This is a genomic window from Myxococcus sp. CA056 (assembly GCF_013336715.1).
GTDB classification, from domain to species: domain Bacteria; phylum Myxococcota; class Myxococcia; order Myxococcales; family Myxococcaceae; genus Myxococcus; species Myxococcus llanfairpwllgwyngyllgogerychwyrndrobwllllantysiliogogogochensis.
In genome coordinates, this window is record NZ_JABUMT010000019.1 from 114,567 (window position 1) to 126,720 (window position 12,154).

General features: G+C 68.0%; 10 protein-coding genes. 7 read left to right on the plus strand and 3 right to left on the minus strand.

The genetic code is table 11. The features are described 5' to 3' along the window. Positions 1-17 precede the first annotated feature (17 nt). Positions 18-872, plus strand: coding sequence for a nucleotidyltransferase domain-containing protein (locus HUA76_RS40605; RefSeq protein WP_174463925.1), 855 nt, complete (start codon positions 18-20; stop codon positions 870-872). An 11-nt stretch (positions 873-883) separates the two neighbouring features. On the opposite strand, the gene HUA76_RS40610 is transcribed toward HUA76_RS40605, so the two are convergent. Then, a complete protein-coding gene (locus HUA76_RS40610; RefSeq protein ID WP_174463926.1) occupies positions 884-2,308 on the minus strand; it encodes a M1 family aminopeptidase in 1,425 nt (474 codons plus the stop codon). A gap of 218 nt (positions 2,309-2,526) precedes the next feature. On the opposite strand from HUA76_RS40610, the gene HUA76_RS40615 reads away from it, so the two are divergent. The 4 genes from HUA76_RS40615 to HUA76_RS40630 all read left to right on the plus strand — a co-directional run bounded on the left by HUA76_RS40615 (position 2,527) and on the right by HUA76_RS40630 (position 8,756). Then, positions 2,527-3,957, plus strand: a complete 1,431-nt coding sequence (locus tag HUA76_RS40615; RefSeq protein WP_371823592.1) for an FAD-dependent oxidoreductase — start codon at positions 2,527-2,529, stop codon at positions 3,955-3,957. Positions 3,958-4,110: 153 nt separating this feature from the next. After that, positions 4,111-5,547 (plus strand): S28 family serine protease, encoded by a 1,437-nt coding sequence (locus HUA76_RS40620; protein ID WP_174456317.1) that lies wholly within the window; start codon positions 4,111-4,113, stop codon positions 5,545-5,547. A gap of 33 nt (positions 5,548-5,580) precedes the next feature. Further along, the gene (locus HUA76_RS40625) at positions 5,581-8,400 is read left to right on the plus strand and encodes a DUF4157 domain-containing protein (RefSeq protein ID WP_174463928.1); all 2,820 of its coding nucleotides are present in this window, start codon (positions 5,581-5,583) and stop codon (positions 8,398-8,400) included. Between the two features lie 8 nt (positions 8,401-8,408). Then, on the plus strand, positions 8,409-8,756 hold the full coding sequence (locus HUA76_RS40630; RefSeq protein ID WP_174456319.1) for a hypothetical protein: 348 nt from the start codon (positions 8,409-8,411) through the stop codon (positions 8,754-8,756). 48 nt (positions 8,757-8,804) lie between these two features. On the opposite strand, the gene HUA76_RS40635 is transcribed toward HUA76_RS40630, so the two are convergent. Next, positions 8,805-9,149: a helix-turn-helix domain-containing protein gene (locus tag HUA76_RS40635; protein ID WP_141640352.1), complete on the minus strand. Its 345-nt coding sequence runs from the start codon at positions 9,147-9,149 to the stop codon at positions 8,805-8,807. Between the two features lie 74 nt (positions 9,150-9,223). Between HUA76_RS40635 and HUA76_RS40640 the strand changes: the two genes are divergently transcribed. Together HUA76_RS40640 and HUA76_RS40645 are read left to right on the plus strand one after the other, a co-directional pair. After that, complete coding sequence (locus tag HUA76_RS40640; RefSeq protein ID WP_141640353.1) at positions 9,224-10,249, plus strand: NAD(P)-dependent alcohol dehydrogenase; 1,026 nt, start codon at positions 9,224-9,226, stop codon at positions 10,247-10,249. Next, the gene (locus tag HUA76_RS40645; RefSeq protein WP_141640354.1) at positions 10,246-11,079 is read left to right on the plus strand and encodes an NAD(P)H-dependent oxidoreductase; all 834 of its coding nucleotides are present in this window, start codon (positions 10,246-10,248) and stop codon (positions 11,077-11,079) included. The genes HUA76_RS40640 and HUA76_RS40645 overlap by 4 nt, the downstream gene beginning before the upstream one ends. 32 nt (positions 11,080-11,111) lie before the next feature. On the opposite strand, the gene HUA76_RS40650 is transcribed toward HUA76_RS40645, so the two are convergent. Beyond that, a complete protein-coding gene (locus HUA76_RS40650; RefSeq protein ID WP_174463929.1) occupies positions 11,112-11,939 on the minus strand; it encodes a hypothetical protein in 828 nt (275 codons plus the stop codon). Positions 11,940-12,154: the final 215 nt, after the last annotated feature.

The following is a 12,154-nucleotide window of genomic DNA, read 5'->3' on the forward strand; positions in this document are numbered from 1 at the left end:
GAAGGAGAGTAGGCCTCATGCAGGACCCGCAAGAACTCGCACGTGAAGTCGCGGAGCGTCTTGGGCGAATCAACGGTGTCCTCGCCGTTGTGCTCGGAGGTTCCCAGGCACGGGGTGACGCGGACGCGACGTCCGACATCGACCTGGGCATCTACTACCACCCGGAGCGTCCTCCCTCACTGCTCGAGCTGCGTGCGCTCGCCCTGGAAGTGGACGACCACCACCGTGCTGATGCCGTCACCGACCTGGGTGGCTGGGGTCCGTGGATCAATGGGGGCGCCTGGCTCGACATCCGAGGCGTTCGCGTGGACTGGCTCTACCGGGATGTGTCGAAGGTGGAGCAGGTCATCGCGGACTGCCGGCAAGGCATCTGGAGCTCGCACTATCAGCCGGGCCATCCCCATGCCTTCCACAGCCACATCTACATGGGAGAGGCGCACCTCGCGCGGCCCCTTTGTGACTCTCACGGAACCTTCGCCAGACTCCAAGCGCTGACGACGCCGTATCCCGAGGCGCTGATGAAATCCATCCTCCAGCGCGCTGTCTGGGAAGCTGGCTTCGCGCTGGAGACGAGCCACAAGGCCATCGGGCGCGGTGACGTCTTCTACGTCTCCGGATGCTTCTTTCGCTCCGTCGCCATGATGGTCCAGGCGTTGTTTGCCCTCAACGCCCGCTACTGCATCAACGAGAAGCGCTCGGTCCCGTTGGTTGCTGACTTCCCCGTCGCTCCCGCGCGCTTCTCAGCCATCGTCACCGAAGTCCTCGCGTCCCTTGGGGCGGACGCCAGTCACTTGCGGCCTCGCCTTCACGCCCTGGAGAAGCTGGTCGCGGAGACAAAGGCCCTGTGCCAGGCGAAGTTCCCGGAGCTGTAGCGAGGCGTACGTCACGGCTTGGGCCCCGACGTGATGGGCGACGTGGCGGGGACGCCCAGCCCTCGCAGCCAGCCCTGCGCGAGCGGCCCGGGGTCATGGCCCGTCTCTGATTTCACGAAGTCGAGCAGTTGCTGCATGCGCGCGGCCTTGCCCACGTGGAGCTGGTAGAAGCGCGCCAGCACGCTGTCCAGCGCGGCGGTGCCCACCTGCTTCTCCAGCTCATGGAAGAAGAGGCTTCCTTTCAGATAGGGCAGCCCAGAGGCGAGCGGGTGCGTGCTCATGTCAATCGCATTGCACGTGGCGTCAGGCAGGACCACCGTGTCGCGCCGGACCACCAGCGCCTCGAGCGTCTTGCGCCTCGACTCCCACAGCTTCGCCTCCGCCTCCTCGCCCTCGGTGGCGCGCACCGCGCGGGCCGTGAGGTAGTCCGTCGTCCCCTCCGAGAGCACGAAGTCCTCCCAGCACTGGATGCGCACGCCATTCCCATACCAGCCATGCGCCGCCTCATGGTGATGCACCAGACTGTCCCCCATCGACTCCGAAGCCAGATGCCAGAACGGATGGTGCTCCATGCCCCCCTTGGCCTTGGGCCCCCAGTTCGCCGACACCGAGCCGACCTTGTCGCCAAAGGTATACGGCCCATACCGCGTCTCGAAGAAGTCCATCGCGTCCCGCAGGTGGCGCGTGCCCGCCAGCGCGGCCTCTTCCTCGCCCGGCAGATACCAGACGGACACCTGCGTCCCCGCGCGCGTGGCGCCCAGCGGTCGCTCCGTATAGGCCCCCACGGCCCATCCCAGCATGTACGCCGGGACATCGCCCGCGACCTGCTTCGGATACACCGCCACCTGCCCCTCCGGCAGGTCTCCGAGCCGCAGCGAGAACTTCACGCCGTCGTCGGGTGACGGATGGCAGGGAAACAGGTTCCCGCAGAAGGCCGGCCACGTGTACGTGGTCCCCGTGCGCCGGTACCCGTCGGTCTTCTCCGTCGAGGTGAACGTGTAGTCGACGACCACGGTGGTCGCCCACTCCGGCACACCGATGTCGAGCCGCCCGTCCTTCACGGTGTACTTCAGGTCGCCGCAGCGCCCCCGCACACCGGTGATGTTCAGCGTGCCCACCATCAACGACAGCCCAGGCTCCTTCGACTCCCCCACCTGGAGCGTGGCCGTGCCGCGCATCGCGCCCAGCTTCACGTCCAGCGCCGTCGCGATGAGGTCGCGCGTCAGCCCCTCCCGAGGTGGCGGCGCGGGCAACTGTCCCACGGCATCGCAGAGCTGGGGGCACGCGGAGAGGGCCCCGCCCTCCCCTGGCGTGGAACAGACCTGGGCTTCCCGGAGCCCGGCCCTGGACAGGTCTGGAGACTCCCCGCACTTGCACGCGCCCATGCCACCCATGAGCAGCAGGAGGATGGCGGTACTCGGAATGACACGCTTCATGATGTGAACCCCCTGGAGACGGAGAGCGCCCTCCGTCAGCTCACCAACACCCTGCTGGACATGACACACATCGCGGCGAAACCGCGCACGCGGCTCCTCGAAGCAGACATCCTCCGGTAGCACCTCCACCCACTGCCCGGATGTCAGACCACCGACGTGGAATGCCTCGGGCCAGGACTTGGACCGGAGAGATATCCTCTCACAACAGGAGCATGAACATGGCGGGGCGCGGATTGGGCGGTGCCGTGGTCATCGGCGGCAGCATGGCGGGACTGCTCGCCGCACGGGTGCTCGCGGACCACTTCGAGAAGGTCATCCTCGTGGAGCGGGACCTCCGAGCGGAGGGGCCTGTCCCCCGGAAGGGCCTCCCGCAGGGGGTGCACCTCCACGTACTGCTGGATACGGGCCGTCGCATCCTCGACCAGTCCTTTCCAGGCCTCTTCGAGCAGCTCCAGGAACAGGGAGCCGAGCTCATCGATTCGAGCCGCGACGTCGCCTGGCACCACTTCGGCGTCTGGAAGAAGCGCTACACCAGCGGCATCCCCCTGTTGCTCTGCACGCGAACCCTCCTCGAGTGGAACGTGCTGCGCCGGGTGAAGGAGCGGCCCAACGTGGAGTTCCGCGAGGGGTGCTCCGTCGAGGGCCTGCTCGCCGACGAGCGCGGCGGTCGCGTCACGGGCCTCCGCGTGAAGACAGCCCAGGGCGAGGAGTCCTGGGAGGCGGACCTCGTCGTGGATGCGAGCGGTCGGGGCTCGCGCATGCCTCAATGGCTGGAGGCACTCGGCCATGCGCGTCCGGAGGAGGAGCAGGTCCAGGTGGACCTCGCCTATACCTCGGGGCTCTATGCGCCCCCTCCCCGCTTCCACCGCGAATGGAAGGCGCTCATACAGTACCCCCGCCCTCCCTCGACCTGGCGCGCGGGCTTCATCTCCAGCGTGGAGGGTGGCAGGTGGCTGGTCACCCTCAATGGCTACTTCGGAGACCACGCGCCCACCGAGCCCGAGGGCTTCCTCGAGTTCGCCCGCTCGTTGAGCCGTCCGGACCTGTACGACTACCTGCGCGACGCCAGGCCCCTGGGGCCCCTCACCACGCACAAGGTGAAGGACACCCGCTGGCGGCACTACGAGCGGCTGGCCCGGTTTCCCGAGGGACTGGTGGTCCTGGGAGACGCCGCCTGTGCCTTCAATCCACTCTTCGGCCAGGGCATGTCCGTGGCGGGACTGGGCGCGGAGCTGCTGGACACCTGCCTGCGCGAGCAGGCCCACCGTGGTGACCTCACCGGCCTCGCCCAGCACTTCCGGCGGCGACTTCCCGAAGTCATCCGGCTGCCCTGGTTCATGAGCACGAGCATGGACCTCCAGTATCCACAGGCCACGGGCGAACGGGCCCCAGGCCTGGGCGCGCTGCATTGGTACATCCGTCAGTTGATGGAGCGCTCATCGACCGACGCGGGCGTCCATCGCCGGTTCAACCGGGTGCTCCATCTCCAGACCGGATTGGGAGCGGTCCTCCACCCCTTCGTGGCCCTGCCCGTGCTGACCCATGGGGCCCGGTCACTCGTCGTGCCGCTCCAGCGACTGGCGAATACCGAGACACGACCGCCACCTCCGGAGCCCATGAGCCTGAGCACCCCGCCGCGCGATGAGTGACGCGGTGTGCAAGCTGGCGCCCTCGGAAAGCGGCACGACGCTGCTCCCTCTCCTGAGCCAGCACCGCCTTCGCCGGACGCGATATCCAGCGGGTCCGATATGGGGACATCCGCGAGGCATTTGAACGGCACCTCGACCCCCCAGGTGCATCGCATGATGAAGATTCATAGGACGCCATGGCTGCTGGCCATGAGCGTGTTGCTGCACGCGTGTGGTGATTCATCTCTCGCGGAGCCTGACGCCCCGGAGCCAGCGGAGCAGGCGTCGGCCACTCAGGAGACCACGGCACAGCCCGAGGACATCCTCACCCAGCTCCAGTCCATCCCCGGGCTCACCGTCGTCCTCGAGCAGCCCTCTCCCTTCCCGGGCACACGTTTCTTCGTGCTGAGCTTCGAGCAGCCCCTGGACCACGAGCGCCCGCTCGGGGAGCGCTTCCAGCTCCGGATGACGCTCCTGCACCGCTCGGTGGACGCGCCCATGGTGCTCTCCACCGAGGGCTACATCGTCGCAAGCACACCCTCGCAGGCGGAGCCCACCGCGCTGCTCGGCGCCAACCAGCTCTCCGTGGAGCACCGCTTCATGGGTGTCTCGCTACCCGAGTCCCGGGACTTGCGGATGCTCACCCTCTCCCAGGCCGCGAGCGACAGTCACCGCGCCGTCCAGGCCTTCAAGCCCCTGTACCCCGCGCGCTGGCTCTCCACGGGTGGAAGCAAGGGCGGCGTCGCGGCCGTGTATCACCGCTACCTCTACCCGGATGACGTGGACGCCACCGTGCCGTACGTCGCGCCCAGCAGCCACGGGCTGCGCGACGGTCGCTATGTCCACTTCCTCGCACAGGTGGGGGATGAAGACTGCCGCGCGAAGTTGGAGGCCTTCCAGGTGGATGTGCTGCGACGCCGCGAGGAGCTGCTCCCCTTCGTGGAGGCGCTGGCCACGCAGTTCAACACCACCTTCACGGTGGTCGGCGGCGCGGACCGCGCGCTGGAGTTCTCCGCCGTCGAGACGTCCTTCTACTTCTGGCAATACGGCACGGCGTCCACCGCGTGCCCGCGCATCCCCGCGCCCGGCGCGCCGGCGGCGCAGACCTTCGCCTTCCTGAACGCCGTCGTCGGCGTGGCCTACACCTACTCGGACCGCTTCATCGCGCCACTCGAGTACGCCTACTACCAGGCCGCGACGCAGATTGGCTGGTCACGCTTCCCCACCCGACACCTGCGCGGGCTGTTGCGCTATCCCGGGGAGAACACGCCGGACCTGTACTTGAGCTTCCCCGTGACGGAGCCGTTCGATTGGGGCGCCATGCTCCGCGTGGAGCACTGGGTCCGCAATCACGGCGAGCGGATGCTCTTCATCTACGGGGAGAATGACCCCTACTCCGCCGCGGCTTTCTCCGTGCGCGCGAGGAACGACTCATTCCGCTACTTCGCCCCGCAAGGCAACCACGGCTCCAGCATCAGCCGCCTCGCCGAGCCGGAGCGGACGCTCGCGCTGGAGCGCCTCTTCACCTGGATGGGAATGAGCGCGCCCTCCCCATCTCACCTCCAGGGTGAGGTCCCAGACAGGCTCCGTATGAATTCACTCGGAGAGTGAGTAGAATTGGCATGAGCCTTCCTGGAGGGCCTCATGTTCGCGTTCGACCGTAAGCCCCAGCCGTCCGCGGCTCGGGCTCCCGCCGCGAAGACCGAGCCGCGGCGCTCCTCCCAGGCACGCCAGGCGGAGCCGACAGACCCGGGGCCCCGGTTCGACTTCGCCCGCATCAGCGTCATGCCCCCGACGCCGCGAATCCAGCCCAAGCTTCGCATCGGCGCCCCCGATGATGCCCTGGAGCGCGAGGCCGACGCCGTGGCGGACCGCGTGGTGGGGGGAGGCGACGCACAAGCCTCCCAGCCCACGATGCGAGACCGCATCCAGCGCAAGTGCTCGACGTGCGAGGACGAGGAAGGACCCTCGCCTCTCATCCAGCGCAAGTGCGGCAAGTGCGCGGAAGAGGAGACGGAAGGAACCCTTCAGCGCAAGGCGGACTCCGGAGCCACCGCGTCCGCCCCCGACTTGCAGAGCCAGCTGAGCGGGTCGTCGGGAGGGCAGCAGCTCCCGACGGCCCTCGGAGGACAGCTGGGCGCGGCGATGGGCACCCCGTTCGACCGGGTCCGCATCCACACGGATGACCACGCGGCCCGGATGAACAGCTCCCTGGGAGCGCGCGCCTTCACCCACGGAACCCACATCTACTTCAATCAAGGCGAGTACAACCCGGGCACGCGCGCGGGCCGGCATCTGCTCGCGCACGAATTGGCGCATGTCGCGCAACAGGGCGGTGCGGGGCACACGCTGCGGAGGAAGGGGGGCGCGCCCGCGTCCGGCGTGTCGCTCGTGGAGATCGCCTGCGCGGACAACACGATTACGTTCCACGCCAGCACGGGGCCGGTCTCCTACCAGCTCACCCAGTGCGACATCGTCGACGGCGAGTTCGATGCCAACGTCGTCATCGACGCGGCGAGCAACAGCGTCCGCTTCGACATCCAGTCGAACGAGGTCGCCGCCGAGGCCTTCCAGTTCGGCTTCTCCATCGCCCCCGGCCAGCTGAACCCCGTCACCCTCTTCCGCGGCCAGAAGACGGTCAAGCTCTCCGCGAAGAGCGGCATGACGACGCTGACGGCGGCGACGTCGCTGGCGGAGTTCAAGCAGCGCGTGAAGGAGGCGGGCAAGCTGCGGATGGACAGCAACAAGGCCCGCCTGGAGGAATGGAAGAAGTTCTTCACCGAGAAGCTCAGCGCCAATCAGGTCCAGGGCCAGGTGATGGCCAGCCGGGCCAACGAGCTGGGGATGCTGGCGGCCAGCGAGGGGGGCATGACCATGCTCACCTTCGACAAGTGGGCCAGGACGGACAACCCGCTGCTCGGCTGGGTCTACGAGCAGCAGATTGAAGGCCGGTACCGCGCCTGCACCGGGTGCCACGCCCTGGTGCAGGCAGAGGACCGGTGGCGCAACCGCCCCGCGTTCGTCGCGCCGGCGCGCAGCCCTGTCTCATCGCTCCAGGAACACGCCCAGGCGGAGTCCGCGAACCCCGCCCCCCGGCTCCACGAGGGGCCCGACGCGGAGAGCACGGTCGCCGACCCGAACAAGTTCACGGGCTACGAATCCGCCCAGCAGGCGATGCAGGCCGTCAAGACTCTCAGGCCCTATCTGGATGAGCTGGGCCCGGCCCGGTACGACATCCTGCCGCTCGACATCTTCTCGACGAACCGGTCGCCCGCCGCGCTGCTGGCGAGAATCATCTCCAGCATCGACAAGCGTCAGGCCGACTACGACCTCTTCAAGACGAAGATCGACTCGGCGGACTTCGACTACCTGCTCCTGCGTCCCATCGTCCAGGACCTGATGGTGCTGGCGACGCCGGAGGTCCAGCAGCAGGTCCTCGACGAGATTGCCTCCGCGCAGCGGTGGGAAATCGCCCAGGCCATCGTCATGGGCGCGGCGACGGTTGGCCTGCTGGTGCTCACCATCTTCCCGCCCACCTCGGCGGTGGGTGTCGCCGGAGTCATCGCGCTGGAGACGTCGCTCGCGACGTATGGCGCCGTCAGCGGCCTCAAGATGTATCAGGAGGGCTCGATGCTCTCTCTGACCCAGGGCGCGAACAACGTCGTCGACCCGGCGCAGCAGAAGGCGGCCGACACGATGATGGCCATGGGCCTGGTGTCGGTGGGCTTGTCGGCCCTGTCACTGGGGACGACGGGCATCCGGGCGGTCACCATCATCCGAGGCGCGCGCACCGGCGAGAAGACCGTGGGCGCGGCGGTGGCCATCGAGGCCCAGCTGCAGAACGGCGGCACGGTCAAGATCTCCGAGCTCGTGGGAGGCAGCCCCCGGGTCGTCGTGCTCGGGAAGGATGGCGAGCTGCTCGCGGAGGGAGTCCTCACGGACGCCGCGCTCTTGGGCTCCAAGCCCACGAAGCTGGCCCAGCTCCCCGACCAGGGCATCCAGGGCGTCACGCCGAGGGCCGCTTCGCCCGGCAGGCCCCTCTCCTTCCAGGGGCCGGCGCCGACCTGCGGCCCGGTCTCCTGCGAGATGATTGCCAGCATGGGCGGGCCCGTCAGTCCGACCCTCCTCAAGGACATGCTCAAGGGGGCGGGCCCCTCGGGCACCACCATCGAGAAGATGGTGGAGATGCTGAAGTGGAACAGGGTCGCCGCTGAAGCCAAGACAGGCTGGAAGGTGGCGGACCTCGCGTCGGCGACACAGGGCGGCAACCCAGCCATCGCCGTCATCAAGACCAACAATCCCACCCATCCGCTGCATGCGGTGGTCATCGACGGCGTCACCGTCAGAAGCGGGGTCAAGGTGGTGGCGGTGCGAAACCCCTGGGGCATCCAGTACTTCCAGTCGGAAGCGGAGTTCTCGCAAATCTTCACCGGTCAGGCCGTCAAGGTGCTCCACTGGTACTGACGAACCCCATGGAAACTCCCATCTCGGTCGAGGCGCTCCTCGCACAAGCCCAGCGGTACGACGGCCAGCCCGTCGCCGTGGAGGGACAGTTCATCGCGATGTTCTCCAAGGCGTTCATCAGCGCGCCGCGAGAGTCGCTGGAGCTGACACCCGAGCGGCCCCGAATCCAGCTGGAGTACCCGAACATCGAGGACCGCTGCTTCCAGGTGGTGTCCGCCTACGTGGGGGGCCCCTGGTACTACAACGACCCCGCCGTCGTGCGCGGCCGGTTCCTCGCGGGGCCGGAGCCTCGGCTGGTGGAGCTCTCGGAGCTCATCATCCGGAGACCGGACGCCGAGCACCGGGTGGCACTGTAGCGGCGGGCTGGACCCAATGATGCGGTCGGGTGGGCAGGCCCGGTGCGCTCAGGCCGCGCGCTGCAACCGGCGCTTGTACTTCTCACCCCACTCCCGCAACCCCATCAGCACCGGCTCCAGGGAACGACCGAAGGCGGTGAGTTCGTACTCCACGCGCGGCGGCACCTCCGCGTAGACGGTGCGCTTCACCAGTCCGTCTTCCTCGAGTTCGCGCAACTGCAAGGTGAGCATCCGCTGGCTGCAGTTCGGCAACCGCTTGCGCAGCTCGCCGAAGCGGTGCGTGCCCTTCAACAACCAGTACAGCACCACGCCCTTCCAGCGCCCGCCGATGACGCCCAGGGACGCCTCCACCGCGCAGTTGGTCTTCGAATCGTCGTCGCGTTTCCGGGCCATGGTTCCCTTTTTGTGCGTACTCACCAAACTTGTGCGTACTTGCGAAGAAATAACCTGAATCGTACGTCTTCACCATGAAGACATGGGAGCTGCAGCCGAAGCCGGGGTTTGATGCACTCACGCGGGCCGAGCGCCCCTCGCCCAGCGTGGGCGCGGGTGAGGTGAAGGTGCGCGTGGAGGCGGTGTCGCTCAACTACCGCGACGTGCTCATCGCGAAGGGCGCCGAGAAGAACCTCAAGTCACCGCGCGTGCCCACCTCCGATGGCGCCGGCGAGGTCATCGAGGTGGGTCCTGGCGTCACGCGCTGGAAGGCAGGCGACCGGGTGATGGCCAACTTCTTCCCTCACTGGGTCGACGGCGAGCTGAGCGACGCGCACCACGCCAGTGCGCTCGGCGGCAGCGGGGTGGACGGCATGCTTCGCGAAGAGGTGGTGCTGCCGGAGCACAGCTGGGTGCGAATCCCTGCGGGGTACTCGTTCGAGGAGGCCTCGACGCTCCCCTGCGCCGGGCTCACCGCGTGGCAGGCGCTGTTCGAGGTCACGTCGCTCCGGCCGGGTGAGACGGTGCTGCTCCAGGGCTCCGGCGGCGTCTCGGTGTTCGCGCTGCAGCTCGCGAAGGCCGCTGGCGCGCGCGTGCTGATGACGTCGAGCAGCGCGGACAAGGCGGCGAGGCTGCGCGAGCTCGGCGCCGAGGAGGTCATCGACTACCGGGCCGAGGCGAAGTGGGGCGAGCGGGCGAAGGCGCTCACGGGCGGGCGCGGCGTGGACCTCGTGGTCGACGTCGGTGGACAGGCCACCTTCGACCAGTCCTCCGCGGCGCTGCGCTACGGCGGCACGATGAGCATGCTCGGCGTACTCACCGGCGGACGGGGCGAGGTGAACCTGCACTCGGTCTTCTACCGGCGGCAGACCGTGCACGGCGTGTACGTCGGCTCGGTCTCGATGTTCGAACGCTTCGTCGCGGCGCTCGAGCACACCCGCATCAGGCCCGTCATCGACCGCGTGTTCGGCTTCGACGATGCGCGCGCCGCCTGGGAGCACCTCGCGAGCGGCCAGCACCTGGGCAAGGTCGTCGTGAGCCGCGCCGGGAGGACGTCATGAACGTCCTGCTGGTCTATGCCCACCCCGAACCGCGTTCACTCAACGGGGCGCTGAAGGACCTCGCCGTGAACCACCTGACCGCGCTGGGTCACGAGGTCCGCGTCTCCGACCTCTACGCCATGGGATGGAAGGCGGTCGCCGATGGCGCTGATTTCCTGAACCATGATGCCAGGGAGCGACTGTCCTACGTGGGGGCGTCGAAGCACGCCTTCGCCAACGGCTCTCAGAGCCCGGACATCGAGGCCGAGCAGGAGAAGCTGCTCTGGGCCGATGCGGTGCTCTTCCAGTTCCCGATGTGGTGGTTCTCGATGCCGGCCATCCTGAAGGGTTGGATTGACCGGGTCTTCGCCTACGGTTTCGCCTACGGCGTGGGCGAACACGGAGGCGAGCGCTGGGGCGACCGCTATGGCGAGGGCACACTGGTGGGCCGCCGCGCCATGCTGTCCGTCACGATTGGCGGGCGCGCGCCGCACTACACCGAGCGAGGCGTCAACGGCGCCCTGGATGACCTCCTCTTCCCCATCCAGCACGGGGTCCTCTTCTATCCCGGCATGGAGGTCCTGCCGCCATTCACGGCGTATCACGTGGACCGCCTGACAGAAGAGCAGTGGCCGTCCATCGCGGCGGCGTTCAAGGCGCGCCTGGACGGCTTGTTCACCGATGACGTCATCCCGTTCCGGAGGCAGAACGGTGGCCACTACGACACCCAGCAGGTGCTCAAGCCCGGCCTCGGGCACGCGGCCTCCGGCACCAGCATCCACCTGGTCAAACCGGGCGAGCCGGAGCAATTGCCAGTCGAAGTGAGCCCGCGCGCGACGGGAACGCGCTGAGCACTCGCCCGGAGCGAGCGACGACGTCCAGCTCAGCTGAAGGTCGTGGTCAGGTTCAACGGACCCGCGGGGACGCCCACATCGCGGCCCGCGGGGTCATCCGAGGGCGTCTGCCAGGCGTTGGCCTGCGTCACGGTGGCGCCCCCGGCGTCGTTCTTGATGGACATGTTTCCATTGTGGCCCGCGGGGCTGATTTGACTGGTGTCGTAGCCGCTCCAGCCCGTGCCGGCATTCGCGAACGTCGCCTCTCCCCAGGTCTGACCTGAGTTCGCGCCGGGATTCGCCGTACCGTCCTTGGACACGCACCACGCCACGCTGCTGTTGGTGTCGAACGCCACGACCTGCGACTGGCCGGGCTGCAGGGTGAAGGTCTTCGGCGTGCTCTTGTCTAAGTTCTGCCCATCATTCGGACCGCCATTCTCACCCGTCTTGTTCCAGAGGGTGACGGTCTGCGGCTGGCCCGTGTTGTTGGTGAACGTGTTCGTGTACGTGTACTGGCTCTTCTGGCCCGGGTCGATGAGCAGCATGTTGCTGTTGTAGGGCGAGCCGACGTTGTTGCGGCTCAGCCACGGCTCACTCGGGTTCGCCTGCTGCGTGGACCCGGCGGAGGGCGCGCCGAACCCGGGCCCCGCGTCACTGGATGATGAAGCCCCCGAGGGCACGCCCGCCGCGCGAGAGCTTCCTGGCCGGGTCGGGGCCGGCTCGAAGGAGTCCGTCATGAGCTTCTGCCACACGTCGTTGCGCGGCTGGCGCGCGGCAGTGCTCTCCACTCCCTGGACCGGAGCCGAGACGGGCTGGCTGGTGGAAGTGCCCGCGTGGGGAAGGGAGAAGCAGGAGCGATTGAGGACCGAGATGGACATATCAGACCCGGGGAAGTCGAAGAGTGGGGGCAAGCCCAGGGAGGACACCCAGGCCGCCATGGCGAGGCACGCGGGGGCATAGAGCAGGACGCATGCCACCCCGCCGGCCCCATCACCCACCAAGGGCGTGGCGCTCCTCCTCGTGGGAGATCAAGCACTTGGGGCGGACGCACGCGACAGCTCAGCCCGCTCGACACCGGGGAGCCCGATGACGG